The sequence below is a fragment of the Gordonia polyisoprenivorans NBRC 16320 = JCM 10675 genome (assembly GCF_000241325.1).
GTDB lineage: Bacteria > Actinomycetota > Actinomycetes > Mycobacteriales > Mycobacteriaceae > Gordonia > Gordonia polyisoprenivorans.
The window spans coordinates 78130-97230 of record NZ_BAEI01000011.1; the positions used below are offsets into that span (position 1 = coordinate 78130).

17 protein-coding genes are annotated in these 19101 nt (G+C 66.4%); 8 read left to right on the top strand and 9 right to left on the bottom strand.

The features are described 5' to 3' along the window. Nucleotides 1–181: 181 nt before the first annotated feature. The 3 genes from benC to benA are packed head-to-tail and all read right to left on the bottom strand — an operon-like array spanning nucleotide 182 to nucleotide 5017. Entirely contained in the window at nucleotides 182–2983 is a 2802-nt protein-coding gene (gene benC, locus GOPIP_RS04010) for a benzoate 1,2-dioxygenase electron transfer component BenC (protein ID WP_006368269.1), read from the bottom strand. Between the two features lie 16 nt (nucleotides 2984–2999). After that, the gene (benB, locus tag GOPIP_RS04015) at nucleotides 3000–3542 is read right to left on the bottom strand and encodes a benzoate 1,2-dioxygenase small subunit (RefSeq protein ID WP_006368270.1); all 543 of its coding nucleotides are present in this window, start codon (nucleotides 3540–3542) and stop codon (nucleotides 3000–3002) included. A 50-nt stretch (nucleotides 3543–3592) separates the two neighbouring features. Then, nucleotides 3593–5017: a benzoate 1,2-dioxygenase large subunit gene (gene benA / locus GOPIP_RS04020; protein WP_006368271.1), complete on the bottom strand. Its 1425-nt coding sequence runs from the start codon at nucleotides 5015–5017 to the stop codon at nucleotides 3593–3595. Between the two features lie 234 nt (nucleotides 5018–5251). On the opposite strand from benA, the gene GOPIP_RS04025 reads away from it, so the two are divergent. The 6 genes from GOPIP_RS04025 (at nucleotide 5252) to GOPIP_RS04050 (ending at nucleotide 10721) form a co-directional block, all read left to right on the top strand. Further along, the gene (locus tag GOPIP_RS04025) at nucleotides 5252–6175 is read left to right on the top strand and encodes a LysR substrate-binding domain-containing protein (RefSeq protein ID WP_006368272.1); all 924 of its coding nucleotides are present in this window, start codon (nucleotides 5252–5254) and stop codon (nucleotides 6173–6175) included. Then, nucleotides 6172–7275 carry a mandelate racemase/muconate lactonizing enzyme family protein gene (locus GOPIP_RS04030; RefSeq protein WP_006368273.1) on the top strand — a complete coding sequence of 368 codons (1104 nt, stop codon included), beginning with the start codon at nucleotides 6172–6174 and terminating at the stop codon, nucleotides 7273–7275. Before GOPIP_RS04025 ends, GOPIP_RS04030 begins: the two co-directional genes overlap by 4 nt. Before the next feature lie 9 nt (nucleotides 7276–7284). Further along, nucleotides 7285–7569, top strand: a complete 285-nt coding sequence (gene catC, locus GOPIP_RS04035) for a muconolactone Delta-isomerase (protein ID WP_006368274.1) — start codon at nucleotides 7285–7287, stop codon at nucleotides 7567–7569. Nucleotides 7570–7642: 73 nt separating this feature from the next. Then, on the top strand, nucleotides 7643–8518 hold the full coding sequence (gene catA, locus GOPIP_RS04040) for a catechol 1,2-dioxygenase (RefSeq protein ID WP_006368275.1): 876 nt from the start codon (nucleotides 7643–7645) through the stop codon (nucleotides 8516–8518). Between the two features lie 45 nt (nucleotides 8519–8563). Next, the gene (locus GOPIP_RS04045; protein WP_006368276.1) at nucleotides 8564–10147 is read left to right on the top strand and encodes an AAA family ATPase; all 1584 of its coding nucleotides are present in this window, start codon (nucleotides 8564–8566) and stop codon (nucleotides 10145–10147) included. Between the two features lie 31 nt (nucleotides 10148–10178). Beyond that, a complete protein-coding gene (locus tag GOPIP_RS04050; protein WP_006368277.1) occupies nucleotides 10179–10721 on the top strand; it encodes a hypothetical protein in 543 nt (180 codons plus the stop codon). A gap of 15 nt (nucleotides 10722–10736) precedes the next feature. Here the strand turns inward: GOPIP_RS04050 and GOPIP_RS04055 are convergent, their stop codons facing one another. From GOPIP_RS04055 to GOPIP_RS04080, 6 genes are all read right to left on the bottom strand, one after another. After that, entirely contained in the window at nucleotides 10737–11699 is a 963-nt protein-coding gene (locus tag GOPIP_RS04055) for a proline dehydrogenase family protein (RefSeq protein WP_006368278.1), read from the bottom strand. Further along, entirely contained in the window at nucleotides 11699–13330 is a 1632-nt protein-coding gene (pruA, locus tag GOPIP_RS04060; RefSeq protein WP_006368279.1) for an L-glutamate gamma-semialdehyde dehydrogenase, read from the bottom strand. The genes GOPIP_RS04055 and pruA overlap by 1 nt, the downstream gene beginning before the upstream one ends. 88 nt (nucleotides 13331–13418) lie before the next feature. Continuing rightward, on the bottom strand, nucleotides 13419–14216 hold the full coding sequence (locus GOPIP_RS04065; RefSeq protein WP_006368280.1) for an ABC transporter permease: 798 nt from the start codon (nucleotides 14214–14216) through the stop codon (nucleotides 13419–13421). Between the two features lie 3 nt (nucleotides 14217–14219). Continuing rightward, the gene (locus GOPIP_RS04070; RefSeq protein ID WP_006368281.1) at nucleotides 14220–15104 is read right to left on the bottom strand and encodes a 2-aminoethylphosphonate ABC transporter permease subunit; all 885 of its coding nucleotides are present in this window, start codon (nucleotides 15102–15104) and stop codon (nucleotides 14220–14222) included. Beyond that, complete coding sequence (locus GOPIP_RS04075) at nucleotides 15101–16279, bottom strand: ABC transporter ATP-binding protein (RefSeq protein ID WP_006368282.1); 1179 nt, start codon at nucleotides 16277–16279, stop codon at nucleotides 15101–15103. The genes GOPIP_RS04070 and GOPIP_RS04075 overlap by 4 nt, the downstream gene beginning before the upstream one ends. A gap of 1 nt (nucleotide 16280) precedes the next feature. Then, complete coding sequence (locus GOPIP_RS04080) at nucleotides 16281–17324, bottom strand: 2-aminoethylphosphonate ABC transporter substrate-binding protein (RefSeq protein WP_006368283.1); 1044 nt, start codon at nucleotides 17322–17324, stop codon at nucleotides 16281–16283. 126 nt (nucleotides 17325–17450) lie between these two features. Here GOPIP_RS04080 and GOPIP_RS04085 point away from each other — a divergent pair, with 126 nt between their 5' ends. Further along, a complete protein-coding gene (locus tag GOPIP_RS04085; RefSeq protein ID WP_006368284.1) occupies nucleotides 17451–18026 on the top strand; it encodes an HD domain-containing protein in 576 nt (191 codons plus the stop codon). After that, nucleotides 18010–18708, top strand: a complete 699-nt coding sequence (locus tag GOPIP_RS04090) for a GntR family transcriptional regulator (protein WP_006368285.1) — start codon at nucleotides 18010–18012, stop codon at nucleotides 18706–18708. Before GOPIP_RS04085 ends, GOPIP_RS04090 begins: the two co-directional genes overlap by 17 nt. The last annotated feature ends 393 nt before the right edge of the window (nucleotides 18709–19101 follow it).

Here is a 19101-nt window from a genome sequence, read left to right on the forward strand (position 1 = left end):
GACGAGCCTCGAGACCCCTCTCACCGATCAGTTTCCGCACCACCCGTCGAACCGAACCAGCACCGGCGCAGGCGGTCTCGAGGCGCGCCGCACGCGGCTCGCACCTCGACCACCGGGGGAAGGATAAACGCCGGAGGGTGGAAGGGATCGATGACCCGGGGGAGATCTCGACCCGGCGGGGCTACCCCTGATCTCCGCCGGCGACCGGTAGGACCGATCCGGTGATGTAGGAGGCTTCGTCGGAGGCGAGGAAGCAGATGGCGGCGGCCTGCTCGTCGAGGGTGCCGTACCGTTTCAGCAGCGACGAGGAGATTGTCTGCTCGATGTGAGCGTCGAACCACTGTTGCTGTGTCTCGCTCTGCGGGGTGGGCGTGCCGCGGGAGATCCGCCGCGGCGGGGCCTCGGTGCCGCCGGGGGCGGTGGCCACCACACGAATGCCGTTGTCGGCGTATTCCATTGCCAGCGACGCGGTGATCGCGTTGATGCCGCCCTTGGCTGCCGAGTACGGGATGCGATGGATGCCGCGGGTCGCCGCCGACGACACGTTGACGATCACACCCGATCCGTGGGCCACCATCGATGGCAGAGCTGCACGGCACGCGTAGAGCGTCGTCATCAGGGACCGATCGATCTCGGCGCGGATCTGTTCGTCGGTGAACTCGACGAACGGTTTGAAGTTGATCGCACCGCCCACGTTGTTGATCAACACATCGACCCGGCCGTATGTCTCGATCGCGGTGGCGACGACAGATGCTGCGCCGTCGTAGGTTTCGAGATCGGCGATACTACCGACGGCCTGGCCGCCGAGATCGGTGACGTCGGAGACGAGTTCGTCCACGAATTCTGATCGGTCGGCACAGACGACGCGACCGCCCTCGGCGCCGATGCGCCGTGCGGTGTGTGCACCGATACCCTGCGCGGCTCCGGTCACGATCACCACCTTGCCGGCGAAGCGACCCGGGGTGATGAAACGTGGCCGCCGCGAGGCCATCTCATCGGCCATGGCGCGCCGCATCGTCTGCTTGGACCGCTCGGCATGTGCGGAGATCAATCCGCGGGCCCGGTCGCGGTTGCCCGACGCGAACGCCTCGACGATGTCGATGTGGTCCTGCGCGCACAACGGATGACACCACGTCGCATTGCGCAGCACCTCGCCCATCCGGCCCTTGACGCCGAGCGCCTGATAGGCGGCGAGCAGATGATCGTTGCCGGTGAGTCCGAACAGGTAATCGTGGAAGGCGGCGTTGGTCTCGGTGTATTCGGCGGCATCGACGAACGAATCACCCTTGACGTAGGGCAGTGTCGCCTCGGCGAGCAGCCGGTAGCCGGCCAACTGGCGGCTGGTCATCCTGCCGAGAGTCAGCTCCAGCGCACCGAGTTCGAGCGCTGCGCGCGCCTCGAACAGCGCATCGGATTCGTGGATACCCGGGTGTTCCTCGCCGATTTCGTAGCCCTGCTCGGTGACGGTCGGCACGGTCTCGTCGACGGGCTCAGCCTCGACCGGCGCAGTCCCGGTCAACGGTGCAGGCGTGGTCAATGGCGCGGTATCGGCCTCCGCGAAGACCGTCTGCCCGGCGATGCCCCGAGCCTCGCTCGCGGCGAGTAGGTCGCCGCCGTCCGGGTCGAGGTCGACGCCGGCTCCGCTCGCGCTCCACACCTGCTGGCCGGCGATACGCGCGATGGCGCCATCGTCGTCGATTGCGCCGGCGCGCTGCTCGTGTGGGCCGATGTCGCGCGGTGCCAGCACCTGCTGCCCGGCGATGCCACGGGCGTCGGGGGCGGGGATCATCGGATCCGCGTCGGCGATCGACGTGGTCGTCGAGATCTCTTGCGTCGCAGAGTCACCGCCGTCACCGATGAGGGCGCCCTGCGTCGCGGCTGCGGGGACGGCAAGCGCGAACTTCTCGTAGTAGAAGCCGACCGGCTCGATACCCGCGTCGGCCACATGGGCGCGGACGGACTCGACCATCGGCGGTGGTCCACACAGGTAGATCGCAACATCTCCGTCGTAGAGATGCTCGGGTCGGATCAGGGTCATCACATAACCCTTGTTCACCGCCGAGCTGTTCGGGTCGGAAACACAATGGTCCCAGGTGAATCCCGACAGCTCCCGCGCGAAGTACTCGATCTCGTCGAGCGCGACCAGGTCGGTGTCGGTGGAGACGCCGTAGATGAGATGCACTTTGCGGGCGCTGTTGTCGTCGTGCATCTTTCGCAGCATCGACAGGATCGGGGCGAGACCGGTGCCGCCGGCGAGCAGAAGTACCGGCCGGGTGGCCTCGCGTAGGAAGAACGAGCCGTGCGGCCCGGTGAAGGTGATCTCGTCACCACGCTGCGCCCGGTCGGTCAGATAGTCCGACATCGCGCCGCCCGGCGTGAGCTTCACCATGAAGATCAGCCGTTCCTCGTGCGGCCCGTTGGCGAACGAATAGGACCGCCGCAACGGCTGACCGGTCCCGGTGCCCTCGGCGTCGAGTGCCTCGGTGCCCGGTACGGCGATGTTGACGTACTGTCCCGGCAGGAATGCGAGATCCCCGCGGTTACCGATCTCGATCCCCACGCGCATCGTCGATTCCGACAGCCGTTCGAGGCTGACGATGGTGCCGGTGAAATCGCCCGCGGCAGTTTTGGCGATGTCGGAGGTCGCGGCGATCTGCAGGACGAGATCGGACTGTGGCTTCATGCAGCACGGCAGCGCATAGCCGTCCGCGCTCTCGGCCGCCGACAGCGCATCGTCGATGTAGGTGCCGCCGTCGTACTCGCCGGATTCACAGAACGCCTTGCAGGTTCCGCAGGCCCCGTCGCGACAGTCGAGTGGGATGTTGATCCGCTGACGGTAGGAGGCGTCGGCGACGGTCTGATCCTCGCGGCAGGTGACGAACCGGGTCACACCGTCCTCGAAGGTCAGCGCCACCTGGTGGGTGGGAGCCTGAGCGCCGGTCGGGGGACTCGCCGACGTCGGTTGGTCAGTGGTGAGAGTCATGGTGGCACCGGCCTTCTCAGAAGTGGTAGACGTCCACCACGTGGTGGATGTAATCGTTCTTGAGTACGACGGTCTTCCGACGGATCAGCGGCGACTCCCCGGAGAAGTCGACGGTGTAGAACGAGGTGCCGTAGTACGGGTCGACCGTGTGATACCGGAAATACATGGTATGCCAATTGAATCGGACGTCGACGAGATCGCCGCGCCGCTCGATGACCTCGACGTTGCTGATGTTGTGACTGGTGCGCGGCTCGGGAAGCGAGGTGGCCGAGGACCGCTCGGTGCGAATCCGGAACACCCGATCCTCGAGGCCACCCTTGTTGGCGTAGTAGATGAGTGAGATGTCGCGCTGCGGGTTCTCCACCAGACGGTCATCGTCGTCCCACGCAGGCATCCAGTAGACGACGTCGTCGGCGTAGCACTCGAGCCACTTCTCGAACTCGCGGTCGTCGAGGTAGCGGGCCTCGCGGTAGAGGAACTGCTCGATCATGTTCTGGGTGATCAGCGTGGTGCCGGCCTGGGTGGATGGAGACGGGGTGGACAGGGATTCGGTGGTCATTGGGATCTGCCTTCTGCGAACGAAAGTGGGCTGGGAGGTCGGCTCGTCGCTCACGCCTGACGCGTGGCGGCCTCTTCTTCGGCGACGGCGGCACGCATGGTCTCCAGCCAGTAGCCGTGCTGGACGGGATAGAGCCCTTCGTCCTCGTTCTTCTTTCCCGCCGAGACGATCTCGGTCATGCCCAGGCTCTGCGCCACCGGGTCGGGGCCCGAGAGCCAGTGTTGCGCACCGCGGCTCATGTCGTTCCACGGGGCGGCAGTGGCGCGGAAGGTCAACTGGCAGGAGCGGAACTCCTCGAGATCGTCCGGGGTCGCCATGCCGGAGGCATTGAAGAAGTCCTCGTACTGACGGATACGATGCGCGCGGGCGGTATCGCTCTCACCCTTGGGTGCGATGCAGTAGATCGTCACCTCGGTCTTGTCCGGCGCGATCGGCCGGAAGTGGCGGATCTGCGTCGAGAACTGGTCCATCAGATACACATTCGGGTACAGGCACAGATTGCGTGACCCCTTCACCATGAATTCGCCCTTGGCGTCGCCGAACTTCGCCTTGAGGTCATCCATCTTGTCCCACAGCGGACGGTCCTGCGGGTTGGCCGCCCACGTCCACAGGCACAGGTGTCCGTGCGGGAACGACCAGTACCCGCCACCGGACTTGCCCCAACCGCCGGCGTCGAGGGCCTTGGTGTCGTTCTTGGATTCGCCGGTGTTGCGCCGTGAGGTCGTCGCCGCATAGTTCCAGTGGGTCGCCGTCACGTGATAGCCGTCGGCGCCGTTCTCCGCCTGCACCTTCCAGTTGCCGTCGTAGGTGTAGGTCGACGAGCCGCGCAGCACCTCGAGGCCCTCGGGTGACTGATCGACGAGCATGTCGATGACGGTGCGGGTGTCGCCGAGATGCTCCTCGAGCGGCAGCACGTCGGGATTGAGGCTGCCGAACAGGAAACCGCGATAGTTGCCGAACTTCGCCACCTTGGTCAGATTGTGAGAACCGTTGACGTTGAACGTGTCCGGGTAGCCGGCGTCGTCGGGATCCTTCACCTTGAGCAGGGTCCCGTCGTTGCGGAAGGTCCACCCGTGAAACGGGCACGTCAGCGTCATCCGGTTGTCGGTCTTGCGGCGGCAGATCATCGCCCCGCGGTGTGCGCACGCGTTGATCAGGCAGTGCAGCTCGCCGTCCTTGCCGCGGGTGATCATCACCGGTTGGCGGCCGATGTAGGTGGTGAAGTAGTCGCCGGGGTTGGCGACCTGGCTCTCGTGGGCCAGATAGATCCAGTTGCCCTCGAAGATGTGGCGCATCTCGAGCTCGAAGATCTCCTCGTCGGTGAAGATGCGTCGGTTCGCCCGGTAGATGCCGGCGTCGCGATCGTCGATGACGGCCTCGGACAGTACCGAGCGGACGTGCTCCGACGGTGCCGCGGGAACGACGCTCGAGTACGCCTCGGGGGTCGAGTGGTCGGGCCGATCGGTGACGGTCATGGCTACCTCCTGGATGTGGGCTGTGCTTCGACTCTCGCAGCACGTGTCACCCATCACACCGGCATTAACCCCAGTCCTGACCAGGCATCTGATTGATAAACAAGTCCTCTCAATCGACGGAATACGTGTCCTTGTCTCGTATGGATCGCGGATCTACCGTGATTGATACGTGGTGTCGATCACATACGGCCGATTGATCAGGTTCGTTCACTCGAGACAGGGAAGGAGGACGACATGGAGCTCCGTCATCTCCGCTATTTCGCCGCCGTCGCCGAGACCTGCCACTTCGGGCAGGCGGCCGCATTGCTGCACGTCGCCCAGCCGGCGCTGTCGTATGCGATCCGCCAGCTCGAATCCGAACTCGATGTCACCCTCTTCGCCCGCACCACACGCCAGGTCGCGCTGACCCCGGCAGGGGAGTATCTGCAGGGCGAGGCCGCGCGCATCCTCGACGACGTCGATGCGGCCATGGAAGGCGTACGGCGCATCGCGGCCGGACGCAGCGGACTGGTGCGTCTGGGACTGACCGGCATCGCCGCCTTCTCACACCTGCCGCGAATCGCGCGCGCGGTCAAGCAGGCCCTGCCGGACGTGGAGCTGCAGATCTCCTCCGACATGCTCACCCCGATGCAGTGCGCGGCGCTGCAGTCGGGCGAGATCGACCTCGGTGTGTTGCGCCCACCGGTGGTCGGTGACGGTATCGAACTGCGCACCATCGACGTCGAGTCGGTGGTCCTGGTGGTCTCCGCCGATCACCGCCTCGCCGTCGAACCCGTCATCGCCACCACCGATCTGCGCAACGAGCCGTTCGTCATGTACGACAGCCGTGATTCCGCGGTCAACGACGCGACGCTGCGCGCCTGCCGCCGAGCCGGTTTCGTGCCGCAACGTGCGCATGAGGCGTCGGGCACCCCGGTCCTGCTCGCGCTGGTCGCGGCGGGTCTCGGAGTTGCCGTGCTGCCGGCCTCGGTCCGCGCACTTCCCATGGAGGGCTTGGTGATCCGCGATCTCGCCGACGCCGGCAGTACCGAGGTCGCCCTGGCCTGGAACGCCGGTGAGACCAACCCGGTCGTCGAATCGGTGGCCCGGGTGATCAGCAACGCCTTCGACCTGTCCGCCGTGCTTCCCTCGTCCGCCCCGCTGGGAGAGAAACTGTGAAAATCATCGAGATCGAGGCGATTCCGTTCGCCATTCCCTACCGCAAACCCCTGCGGTTCGCCTCCGGCGAGGTGTCCGTCGCCGAGCACGTCCTGGTTCGCGTCCACACCGACGACGGAATCATCGGTGTCGCCGAGGCGCCCCCGCGTCCGTTCACCTACGGCGAGACCCAGCGCGGGATCGTCGCCGTCATCGAGACCGTGTTCGCCCCGCAACTGGCCGGGCTCACGCTGCTCGACCGCGAGATGATGGTCGCCCGTCTCAACCGGACCATCGGCAATCCCACCGCGAAAGCCGCTGTGGACATGGCGATCTGGGACGCGCTCGGCAAGACCCTGCAGATGCCGGTGACCGACCTGCTCGGCCGCTACACCGATCGCCTGCGGGTCAGTCACATGCTCGGCTTCGATGAGCCGGCCACCATGGTCGCCGAGGCGGAGAAGATGCGCGAGAATTACGGGATCGCGACCTTCAAGGTCAAGGTCGGGCGCCGACCGATCGGCCTCGACACCGCCGTCGTCCGCGCGTTGCGTGAGCGATTCGGCGACGAGATCGAACTCTACGTCGACGGCAACCGCGGCTGGTCGTCGTCGGAGTCGTTGCGCGCCATGAAGGACATGGCCGACCTCGATCTGCTCTTCGCCGAGGAACTGTGCCCCGCCGACGATGTCGTCGGCCGGCGCTGGCTCGTCGAGCACCTCGACGTCCCGGTCATCGCCGACGAGTCGGTGCCCACCGCCGCCGACGTCACCCGCGAGATCCTCGGCGGCTCGGCCACCGCGATCAGCATCAAGACCGCCCGCACCGGCTTCACGTGGTCACGGCGGGTACATCACCTCGCCGAGGGACTCGGCATCGACGTGGTGATGGGCAATCAGATCGACGGTCAGGTCGGCACCGCCTGCACCTTGGCGTTCGGCGCGGCCCACGAACTGACCTCCCGCTACGCCGGCGAGCTGTCGAACTTCCTCGACATGAGCGACGACCTGCTCACCGAACCCCTGCAGATCCGGGACGGCTACCTGCACACCAGCCCGAACGCCGGCATCGGCATCGAGATCGACCCCGACAAACTCGCCCGCTACCGAGTCGACCGATAGGAGACGCGCATGCTCTATCACGTCCGGATGGACGTCAACATCCCCCACGATCTCGACCCCGAGGTGCGGGCCGACACCGTGGCGCGTGAAAAGGCGTATTCACAAGAGCTGCAACGGTCGGGCAAGTGGCCGCACATCTGGCGGATCGTCGGCGAGTACTCCAACTACTCGATCTTCGACGTGGCCGACCACGACGAGTTGCACACGATCTTGTCCGGACTCCCGCTCTTCGCCTACATGGACATCTCGGTGACCCCGCTGGCCACCCACCCCTCTGACATCAACGCGGGTTGATCACCCGTAAGCCCAACAAGCCCAACATCATCCAGCCCCATCAATCCAGCCCCATCAACAAGGAGTACGCATCATGACCGACACCAGCTTCGACACCGAGGTCAACGCCAAGGCCGCCGAATCCGGCGCGAACGCGTCGGCGCGTTTCGCCGAGCGCATGGCCACCGCGGGCGGCCGCTCCGGCGTCATCGACACCGCACGCGTGAATTACCTTGCCAGCAAGGTGATCAAGGGACTCAACGACATCGTCCTCGAGGACAAGGTGTCCTACGAGGAGTACAACGCGCTCAAGGCGTGGCTGATCAAGGTCGGCACCGACGGTGAGTGGCCGCTGTTCCTCGATGTGTGGCTCGAGCACTCGGTGGAAGAGGTCGCCAACGAGCACCGCGAGGGCAGCAAGGGCACCATCGAGGGCCCCTACTACATTGAGGGATCACCCGAGTTGCCGTGGAACGGAACCATTCCCATGCGCGACGACGAGCCCGGTGATCCGCTGGTGTTCGCCGGGCAGGTGCGCGCCGTCGACGGCGCCCCGCTCGCCGGTGCGCGCCTGGAGCTGTGGCACGCCGATGATCTCGGTTTCTACTCGCAGTTCGCCCCGGGCCTGCCCGAGTGGAACCTGCGTGGCACCTGGATCGCCAACGAGGACGGGCGTTTCGAGATTCACACGCTGCGTCCGGCGCCGTACATGATCCCCACCGACGGCGCGTGCGGCCAGCTCATCGCCGCCGCCGGCTGGCACGCCTGGCGTCCGGCTCACCTGCACTTCAAGGTCAGCGCGCCCGGCCATCAGCTCATCACCTCGCAGCTGTACTTCCCCGGCGACCCGCACAACGGCGACGACATCGCCTCGGCGGTCAAGCCCGAACTGATGCTCGACGTCAAGGACAACCCGAACGGCGAGGGCTACATCACCGAATACGATTTCGTCCTCGATCCGCAGGCCTGATCGCAGGAAATAAGACCGACCTCACCAGAAGCGAAGGAGTCCACCGTGCTCGTCGCACCCACCGCCGTTGTCGCGGCTACCTCGTCACCGGACCTCACCGCGGTACGCGCACAAGCGGGTTCGTGGCGTTCGGCCGAGATCGGGATCACCGACCGCGATCTCACCGACGCGGCGCTCGCCGATCTCGTCGACACCGCCGGTGGTGCGGGCGAGGACTCCTTCGCCAGGGCGGTCACCGCGATCATCTCGGCCCGCGCCGGTAGCTTTCCGCGCATCCCGCACATCGACGCGGCGACCGAGATCTTCCGAACCTTCCTGCGCCACGACCTCATCGACGGTTGGCTCTACGTCCGTGAATCCGATGGATATCTGCATCCGTACCTCGTCATGGACCTGACTCTCGAACATGCCGACCGCACCCACGGTCCGCGGATCAAGTTCACCATGGAGGCCGACAACGCCACGGTGAAGCGTCCGTCGCGCAAACCGAAGGTGCTCTACTTCGAGGAGACCGAGGTGGTCGGCAAGACCCCCGGTGACGTCCTGGCCGCCGGCGGTGCCTACAAGGAAACCCCGGAACTCAAGGAGGAGTACCAGACTCGCCGTGAGCAGTATCAACGGATCATCGACGACGGGTTCGGTAAGCAGTACCGCTACACCGGCCGGGTGATCCGCACCGATGACTACCGGGCGCCCAACAAGCGGGAGAACCGCAAGGTGGTCCACGACGTCGCACCGAGCGAGATCGCGGCGCTGCGCATGGTGGCGCCGTCGATCCTGTTCGGCCCCGATGAGTACGGGCCGGTCCCGGTGATCACCGCGGTGCGCGTGTTCGATTTGGGCGCACAGGATTTCCTCGACGTCAACACCGGCGACCTCGTCGACTACGCCTACGATGCGCACCTGCAGGACAAGCTGGTGCTGCCCGACGATCAGCGAGAACTCCTCAACATCCTCACCACCGACATCTCGGTGTTCACCGGTGACATCATCGACGGGAAATCGGCGGGCAACGTGATCCTGGCCAAGGGACGCCCCGGCGTCGGCAAGACGCTGACCGCCGAGGTGTACGCCGAGGTCACCGCACGTCCGCTGTACTCGATCCACTCCGGATCACTGGGTGTGACACCGGAATTGGTGCGCAAGAATCTCGAGGTGATCTTCGACCGCGCCAAGCGGTGGGATGCGGTGTTGCTGCTCGACGAGGCCGACGTCTTCGTCATGGAACGCGGAATGGACCTGTCGCAGAACGCGATCGTCGCCGAGTTCCTGCGCACCCTCGAGTACTTCGACGGATTGCTGTTCCTCACCACCAACCGGATCGACGGCGTCGACGAGGCGATCCTCGCCCGGTGTGCCGCGGTCATCGAATACCAGCCACCCGGACCCAAGGACGCCCGCCAGGTGTGGCAGATCCTCGCCGCGGGCAACGACGTCATCCTTGGGGAGGATCTACTCGACGACCTCGTCGGCGGCTTCCCCGACATCACCCCGCGCGACATCAAGATGCTGCTGCGACTCGCGTTGCGGATGGCCAGACATCGCGGGGTCGATCTCGATGCCTCGGTGTTCGCCGGCAGCGCGGTGTTCCGCGGGTTGCATTACATCCCGCCGGAGGATCGGCGGTAGCGCATACCTCGGTGCGCCTACGCTGGGTGGGGTGCGGTATGACGTCGAGATCGAGTCGCTGGTCGTGTCACCCCGACACGCCTACTTCGGCCGGCCCAAGGACGGTCCCGCCGACGACGTGGCGACCCACACCCCCGATCACGTCGATGTGGTCGCCGACAAAGGGATTCGCGGCGACCGGTTCTTCGGCGTGCGCGCCCACACCGAGGCCGCGGTGACGTTCCTCGCGATCGAGGCGTGGCAGGCCGCGGCCGGTGACGCCGACCCGGTGCTGGCCCGGCGCAACATCGTTGTGCGCGGTCTCGAGCTCGATCCGCTACGCGGCGTGGAATTCGAGGTCGACACCGGCGACGGCCCCATCCGGTTCCGCGGTGGCCGGCCGGCACATCCGTGTTCCTGGATGGACACCATGGCCGGCGACGGCGTGCGCAAGGCCCTCATCGGGCGCGGCGGACTGCGCGCCCAGCCGCTGACCTCGGGGGTCCTCCGGGCTGGACCGGCGGTGATCACCGCAGACGTCGACCTCGACGCGGCCCGCGCTGCCGATCAGGTCCGGCGCGCGCAGCCGCTCTGAGTAGCGGGCCGGTGATTACCCCGCGAGCGCCCTCAGGAAGAACCCGAGGTTGGCAGGCTTCTCGGCGAGACGCCGGACGAAGTAGCCGTACCATTCCTGGCCGTAGGGGATGTAGACGCGCACCCGCGCGCCCTGGGCGGCGAGACGATGTTGCTCATCGGCGCGAATCCCGTAGAGCATCTGGTGTTCCCAGCTGTCGGGGGCGCGACCGACCTCGGCGGCAAGGTGGCGGGCGGCTGCGATCATCGTCGGGTCGTGGCTGGCGACCATCGGATATCCGTTGCCCTTCATCAGGATTCGCAGACACCGCAGGTAGGCCTCGTCGATCTGGGAGCGGTCGGGATAGGCGACCGCCGCCGGCTCGGCGTAGGCGCCCTTGCATAACCGGATTCGCGCGCCGGATGCCGCGAATTCGGTGCAGTCGTCCTCGGTGCGACGCAGATACGCCTGCAGGACGGTGCCGAGTTCGGGGAATTCACCGCGCAAGGAGCGGACGATCTGCAACCGTTCGTCGACGGTGCCGTGGTCCTCGGCGTCGACGGTGACCAGCACCCCGGCCCTCCGCGCCGCGGCACAGATCGTGTGCGCGTTCTCCTCGGCGATCTTGCGGCCATGTCGGGGCAGTGATTGGCCGAGCGCGGTGAGTTTGAGCGACACCTCGAGCCTGCCGGGCTCGACGTCGAGCGGCGACATTTCTTGCGTCGACATTGCCTGGAGGAGTGCGAGATAGGCGTCGACGGTGGCGCTCGCCTGGCTCTCGTCGGTGGTGTCCTCACCGAGGTGATCGATGGTGACCGAGAGTCCCTCGTCGAGGCATCCGCGGATCGCGGCGAGTACGTCGTCGAGGGTCTCGCCCGGCACGAACCGGTTCACCACGCGCTCGGTGATCGGCAGCCGCACCGATGCTTCCTTGATCCGTTCGCTGGCAGCGGCTTTCATGATCACCGGCCGCAGAACCGCGTCGAAGACCGTACTCATCACTGCTCCATGTGGGGGTAGGCGGAGGAGGTGGGCGGCACGAAGGTCTCCTTGATGGTGCGGGTGGAACTCCAGCGCATCAGGTTGGCCTTCGACCCGGCCTTGTCGTTGGTGCCCGAGGCCCGGCCGCCACCGAAGGGTTGCTGACCGACGACGGCACCGGTGGGCTTGTCGTTGATGTAGAAGTTGCCTGCGGCATTGCGCAGAACATCCGATGCGGTGGCGACCGCGGCGCCGTCAGAGGCGATGATCGATCCCGTCAGCGCGTACTTCGCGCTCGAATCGACCATCCGCAGGATGTTCGGATAGTCGGCGTCGGGGTAGACGTGCACGGCGAGGATGGGGCCGAAGTACTCGGTCGCGAACGCCTCGTCGGTCGGGTCGTCGCCGAGCAGGACGGTCGGGCGGACGAAGTAGCCTTCCGAGTCGTCGCAGTGTCCACCGGCGGCCACCGTCATCGTGGGCACGGTCTTGGCGCGATCGATGGCCGCGACGTGCTTGTCGAAGGCGCGCCGATCGATGACGGCGCCTCCGAAGTTGCCGAGGTCGCGGACGTCGCCGTAGGTCAATTCGTTGGCCTCGGTGAGGAAGTCGTCGCCCATCCGATCCCACACCGAGCGCGGGATGTAGGCGCGGGAGGCGGCCGAGCACTTCTGCCCCTGGTACTCGAAGGCGCCGCGGATCAGGGCGGTGCGCAACACATCCGGGTCGGCCGAGCGGTGGGCGACGATGAAGTCCTTGCCGCCGGTCTCACCGACGAGACGTGGATAGCTGTGGTAGCGGTCGATATTCGCCCCGACCTCGCGCCACAGATGCTGGAATGTCGCCGTCGACCCGGTGAAGTGGATGCCCGCGAGACGTGGATCGGCGAGGGCGACATCGGAGACCGCGATGCCGTCGCCGTGGACGAGGTTGATGACCCCGTCGGGCATTCCCGCGGCGCGCAGCAGTTCCATGGTCAGGTGCGCGGCGTAGGCCTGTGTCGGTGACGGCTTCCACACCACCGTGTTGCCCATCAACATCGGCGCGGTGGGCAGGTTGCCGGCGATGGCGGTGAAGTTGAACGGTGTGATGGCGTAGACGAATCCGTCGAGGGGGCGATGGTCGAGGCGATTCCAGACGCCCGGCGAGGAGATCGGTTGTTCGGCGAGGATCTCGCGGGCGAAGGCCACGTTGAAGCGCCAGAAGTCGATGAGCTCGCAGGGTGCGTCGATCTCGGCCTGCTGCACGGTCTTCGACTGTCCGAGCATGGTGGCCGCGGCGATCCGTTCGCGCCACGGTCCCGAGAGCAGGTCGGCGGCGCGCAGCAGCACCGCGGCACGATCGTCGAAGCTGGTGTGTGCCCAGGCGTCGGCGGCCTCGAGAGCGGCATCGACGGCCGCTCGTGCCTCGTCGTGGCCGGCATTGGTGAAGGTGCCGAGCACCTCGGCGTGGGCGTGCGGTTGCACGACGTCGATGCGGTCGCCGTCGCCCATCCGGGCACGGCCGCCGATGACGTGGGGGAGGTCGATGGGGTCGGCCTGTGACTGTGCGCGCAGTTCCGCGACGATGCGGGCACGTTCCGGAGTGTCCGGCGCATAGGTGTGAACCGGCTCGTTCGCCGGGCGTGGGGGAAGGGTGATCGCGTCCATACCCGTCAGTCCACCAAGACGGCGACACCTGCGATATGTCCGATCAGCCAATCATCGACGTTGATGGTTGGCTGATCGGACAAGCGGGTCAGCGGACGACGGCGCGTGACCGGATACGTCCGAGGAGGACCAGTGCGAGCATCGTGGTGACCAGCAGGATGGTCGTGCAGGCGGCGGCGGAGAATACATCGCCGCGGTCGGAGAGCCCGAAGATGGTGACCGGCAGCGTTTTCCACGTCGCCGGATAGACCATCACCGTGGCACCGAGTTCACCCATGGACAGGGCCACCGAGAGACCTGCGGCCGCGCCGAGCGCGGGGAGGAGCAGCGGCAGGGTGACGCGGGTCAGCACCCGCAGCGGTGACGCGCCGAGCGATTCGGCGGCCTGTCGATATGCCGGGTCGAGCCTATCCAAGGCGGCCGAGACCGCGCTGAACGCAAAGGCCAGCACCAGTACGGTGTGGGCGACGACGACGATCCACTTGGTGCCCCCGAGCAGCAACGGGCGCGAGTTGAAACTGATCAACAGGCCCAGGCCGATCGCCACCGACGGCACCGCGATCGGCAGATGGAAGACGGCGTCGGTGATCCGGCGCAGCGGTCCCGCGGAATCCCGGATCGCCAGCGCCGCCCAGGTGCCGAGTATCAGGGCGAGGGCGCCGGCGATGACCGCGGTCTGCAGGCTCACCGACAACGAGGCGACGTTCTCGCCCGAGAGTGCGTCACCCATGTGTGTCAGACCCAGATGGGAGGGCAGTGGGCCGGTCCAGGACCCGGCGAATCCGGCGAGAACCACGGTGGCGATGGGGGCGACGAACACCACCAGCACCACGACGGCGAAGATCATCCATACGGCGGCGCGGCCGCCACGACTCCAGAACAGCATGTCTCACAGTCCTTTCCGCTTGCCGGATATCCGGGCGAAGATGAGGCGGTAGATGCCGTAGAGGGCCAATGACAGGGCCACCTGGACGGTGGCGATCACCGCGGCGCCGGCGAGATCGAAGGTGACGATGCCGCGGGTGTAGATCAGTACCGGCAGCGTGATCACGTCCTTGGCGCCGGTGAACAACACGATGCCGAACTCGTTGAGCGTCAACAGGAGAACCAGGCTGCCGCCGGCCATCAACGCCGGCCACGCCTCGGGCATGATGACCGAGCGCAACACCCGCCACGGGGAGGCCCCGAGACTCGCGGCGACATCGAGTTGATCGGTGGACAGCGTCGCGAACGACGCGAGCAGCGGCCGGACGACGAACGGGGTGAAAAAGGTGATCTCCGCAGCGATCACCCCCCACGGCGTGGCGAGGAAGTTCAGCGGACGGCTGCCGGTGACGTCGGCGATGATCGCGTTCACCGCACCCGCCGTGCCGTAGAGAAAGGTGAACGCCAGCGTGATCAGAAACGACGGCAGTGCGAGGACGGTGTCGATGAGTCGCGCCACGATCGTGGAGCCGGGGAACGGCACGAAGGCGAGGACGATCGCCAGGAAGGTACCGAGGATCAGCGCCCCCAGTGTCGAGGCGACGGCGACCTGCGCGGTCCGCAGGAGCGCGGTCCGGAAGATCTCGCTGGACAGTACTGCACCCCAGGTGCTTTCACCGGTGCCGCCCGCTGATTCGGTCAGCACCCGCACGAGTGGGTACACCGCGATGATCAGCACGATCACGAGCGGTGGCCACACCCAGACTGCGCTGCGCGATCGCAGGGGGCGGTTCGGTTGCGGTGGTGGCGTGGACGTGGCGTCGTCGGTGAGTAGTGCGCCGGCGCTCATCGCGGGGTGCCCTCGGAGGCGACGAGGACGCCGATGGGGTCCGGGAAGCGCACGCCGACAACCGAACCCGGTGCGTAGTCGACGTGACCGACGACGTCGGCGTCGATGAGCTGATCGGGCAGTCCTTCGACGGCCAGGCTGACGCGCGTCGTCGAGCCCCGCCACACCGACCCGTCCACCCGCGCCCACATCGAGCCGTGTGCGCCGGCCGGCGCCACCTCGACGTCGTGCGGCCGCACGCAGATCAGCGCCGGCGACCCCGGTGCCCACCGCTGGACAGGTTCGGGTGCGTTGGTGGAGAACATCTTTCCGCCCGCCTCCACCAGCGCGGTGGAGCCGGAGACCCGACCCACGGTGCACGGGATGAGGTTGGCGCCGCCGAGGAATCCGGCAGTGAAATCGGTTGGTGGCCGCGACCACAACTCGTCGGCGGTGCCCAGATCCACCAGGCTCGCGTCCCGCATGACGCCGATTCGGTCGGCCAGTGCGAGCGCCTCGGTCTGATCATGGGTGACGTAGAGCATCGTGGTGTCGGGCAACGCATCCCGAAGGTGCTGCAACTCGACGACCATCGACGACCGCAATGCGGCATCAAGGGCGGCGAGCGGCTCGTCGAGCAGCAGGACCTCGGGCCGGATGGCCAGGGCACGGGCGATCGCGACGCGCTGCTGCTGGCCACCGGACAACTCGCGGGGGAGCCGGGAGGCGTACTCGCCCATCGCGACCATCGACAGCGATTCCTCGACGCGTTCGGCAATGACCTTGCGCGGCAGGCGTCGTGCCTTCAGCCCGAATGCGACGTTGTCGGCGACCCGCATGTGCGGGAACAGCGCGTAGGACTGGACGACCACGCCGATGCCGCGTTTGGCGGGCGGTAGATCGGTGATGTCGTCGCCGTTGAGGAAGACCTGACCCGCGCTCGGCCGGACGAAGCCCGCCAGCGCCTTGAGCGCCGTGGACTTGCCGGAACCGCTCGGACCGAGGAGCGCTATGGTCTCGCCACGCCGGGCCCGAAGGGTGAAATCGCGGAGTGCATCGGTCGACTTCTTGCCGCGGCCATAGGTGACCGACACACGATTGAACACGATGCTGTCGGGTGCCTTGACGGCTGTCGTGGCATCGGTCTCGGTGGCGCGGCCGGCAAGTGCCGAGCGGCGGATCGGGTTGTCGCTCATGTCAGTTCCCGGTGGCCTTCTGGTAGGCGGCGACGTCGGCGTCGAGAGTACTGAGCACCGCATTCCAATCGGGCCGCCACACGGTGACACCCTTGATGGCCGCGACGGGGCTGTCGGGGCCGTTCGGTGCGGTCACGTCGGTGCGGACCGGGATACCCAGCGCGTCGGTGGCGACGGTGTTCTGCACGTCCTTGCTGACCAGGTAGGCGAGTAGTTTCTTGGCCTCTTCCGCATGCGGTGCACCCTTGGTGACACCGGCGAAGTAGGGGAGCGAGACGGTGGTGCGGGTGCCGTCGGGCATGGCCGGGAAGAACAGGGAGAACTTCGAGCCGTCGTCGCGGATGGAGGCGAGATTCATCTGAACATCGCCGTTGGCCACCAACAGTTCTCCGTTGCTGACCTTGGGCTGCAGCTTGCCGGTCGAGCTGGACGGACCGACATTGTTGGTCTGGAGTTTGGCGAGGTAGTCGAGGGCCTGCTGGTTGCCCATCAGGTGCTGCAACAGCAGGAGCACCGCGGTTCCGTCGCCGGCCTGCCCGGGTGTGGAGTACTGGATCTTGCCCTTGTACTGCGATGCGAGCAGGTCATCCCACGTGCGCGGTGCGGGCTGGGCGGAGGGGTTGGCGATGAAGCTCAGCGTGTTGTCGACGATGGCGACATAGTTGCCGTCGGCGGCATTGTTGCCCTGGGCGATTGCGGCATCCTGCACGCCGGAGGACTGCAGGAGTTTGTCGGCGTCGGCGCGCTGGATGAACGGCGGCAGTGTGACCAGCAGGTCCGCCTGCGGGTTGGACTGCTCCTTCTGGACGCGCGAAACCACCTCGCCGGAGCCGGCTTCCACGACGTTGACGGCGACGCCGGTCTGCTTCTGATACGCCGCGAACTGGCTCTTGTACCAGCTGCCGAGGCCGTCGGCGCTGTACACGGTGAGTGTCGTGGCGCCCGACGACGACTGGGTGCCGGTGCCGCCGCACGCGGCGGTCAGAGTGAGGGCGGCCGCTGCAGCAGCGACTGCAACGGCGCGGGTGAGGTGTCGAACTCGCATGGGTGCTCCTGGTCTGGACAAGTTGCGATCGGGGCGTGTGCTCCACCATCATCACCGTTTGGTCTAGACCAAAGAAGGTCTGCCAGGAAAACGTTCGGTTAACTTTTGGTCTAGACCGAACCCGGTATGCTTGCGGGCATGACTTCACCAGCAGAGATCGTCGCCGAGGTGACCGCCCTGCTCGACTCGCTCCACGGTGTCTACGACGAGCTCGCCGTCGACGAGTTCGAGCATGCGACGCAAGCCGCGTGGCAGGCGCAGGTCAACGGTGCAGACGACGAACTTGTGCTCGCCGCGGCGCTCCACGACATCGGGCACAGTCCGCTGATCGATGACCATGCTCATCACGACCGCGCCGCATGTGCGTGGTTGGCACCACGATTCGGCGAGAGGGTGGCGTGGCTGGCCGGCGCGCACGTGGCGGCCAAACGTCATCTGGCCGCGACCGAACCGGGCTATGCGGAGTCGCTCAGTGATACATCCGTTGACTCCTTGGAGCATCAGGGCGGCGCAGGCGACGTCGGGATCGAGTGGACGGACCACCGCTGGTGGTCGGATGCGGTACGGCTCCGCCGATTCGACGATGCGGCGAAAGTTCCTGGTGCGCAGGCGATCAGCGTCGACGACCTGTGTCGTATCGCCGGATCGGTCGCCGAACGAGCAGTGGCGACGCAGGAGGCGCTCGGTGCGCGAGACTCCTAAGTACTACCAGGTGCGCACCGGACTGGAGGAGAAGCTCGCCGGCCTCGAAGAGGGTGATCCGGTGCCGGCCGAGCGCGCGCTCGCCGAGGAGTTCGCCGTTGCACGCGAGACCGTCCGACAAGCCCTGCATGATCTGCTCGTCGAGGGGCGGATCGCGCGGCGCGGTCGTGGCACCGTCGTGTCGGCGCCGAAGTTGGTGCAGCCGTTGTCATTGCAGTCCTACACCGAGGGCGCGAAGAAGCACGGACGGACTCCGAGTCGAGATCTGGTGCAGTTCATCGAGGTTGATGCCGACGACGCCCTCTGTGATGACCTCCAATTGCCCCCAGGCTCGCGCGTGCTGCACCTCGAACGTGTATTGCTCGCGGACGGAGCGAAACTCGGCCTCGAGATCACCTATCTGCCCGTCGATCGCTTCGGCGACTTCTTGACCACCTTTGATCCCGCCACCTCTCTCTACGCGGCAGTCCGTGCGACAGGCGTCGATTTCGCCTCCGCCCACGAACGGATCGAGACGGCGCTCGCCTCTCCTCGCGAGGCGGCGCTCCTCGAAACCACGACGTCCATGCCGATGATCCTGTTGCACAGGCGATCTCTCGACTCCGACGGCCGGCCGATCGAAAAGGTCCGTTCCCTCTACCGCGGCGACCGCATCGCCTTCGAAGCGGTCCTGCGGGAGTAGCGCGCCGCGATTTCCTCGGTGGTGCGGACAATGCTCGGCGAGCGGGGTCTCGAGGCTCGTCGCTGGCGCTCCTCGGCACCTCGACCATCGGAGTAGAACGACGGCCGTTCCTGGCCGATGTTCGACCCTTCCCTCCGATGGTCGAGCGCTTCTACCGCCGATGCTCGACCGCTTCTTCCCGATGGTCGAGGTGTGAGCCGCGTGCGGCGAGCCTCGAGACCCTGGTGAGATGACAAGTATCGCAACCACATCCACTACCCGATCGATGAAATAGAGCGCCCAGTCGATGAGTGGAGAATAGTTGTCCACAGATTTCTCCAGCCTGGCGATCATCGCACCGGTTTTGTCGGTACCCCTTCGTACACTTGTGCCCATAGGTTGGATCACCGATCG

Bases quoted from the DNA above. Each gene is read 5' to 3' on its own strand.
- benC (WP_006368269.1), bottom strand. From the start codon at position 2,983: ATGACTCTCACCACTGACCAACCGACGTCGGCGAGTCCCCCGACCGGC.
- benB (WP_006368270.1), bottom strand. From the start codon at position 3,542: ATGACCACCGAATCCCTGTCCACCCCGTCTCCATCCACCCAGGCCGGC.
- benA (WP_006368271.1), bottom strand. From the start codon at position 5,017: ATGACCGTCACCGATCGGCCCGACCACTCGACCCCCGAGGCGTACTCG.
- GOPIP_RS04025 (WP_006368272.1), top strand. From the start codon at position 5,252: ATGGAGCTCCGTCATCTCCGCTATTTCGCCGCCGTCGCCGAGACCTGC.
- catC (WP_006368274.1), top strand. From the start codon at position 7,285: ATGCTCTATCACGTCCGGATGGACGTCAACATCCCCCACGATCTCGAC.
- catA (WP_006368275.1), top strand. From the start codon at position 7,643: ATGACCGACACCAGCTTCGACACCGAGGTCAACGCCAAGGCCGCCGAA.
- GOPIP_RS04055 (WP_006368278.1), bottom strand. From the start codon at position 11,699: ATGAGTACGGTCTTCGACGCGGTTCTGCGGCCGGTGATCATGAAAGCC.
- pruA (WP_006368279.1), bottom strand. From the start codon at position 13,330: ATGGACGCGATCACCCTTCCCCCACGCCCGGCGAACGAGCCGGTTCAC.
- GOPIP_RS04065 (WP_006368280.1), bottom strand. From the start codon at position 14,216: ATGCTGTTCTGGAGTCGTGGCGGCCGCGCCGCCGTATGGATGATCTTC.
- GOPIP_RS04070 (WP_006368281.1), bottom strand. From the start codon at position 15,104: ATGAGCGCCGGCGCACTACTCACCGACGACGCCACGTCCACGCCACCA.
- GOPIP_RS04075 (WP_006368282.1), bottom strand. From the start codon at position 16,279: ATGAGCGACAACCCGATCCGCCGCTCGGCACTTGCCGGCCGCGCCACC.
- GOPIP_RS04080 (WP_006368283.1), bottom strand. From the start codon at position 17,324: ATGCGAGTTCGACACCTCACCCGCGCCGTTGCAGTCGCTGCTGCAGCG.
- GOPIP_RS04085 (WP_006368284.1), top strand. From the start codon at position 17,451: ATGCTTGCGGGCATGACTTCACCAGCAGAGATCGTCGCCGAGGTGACC.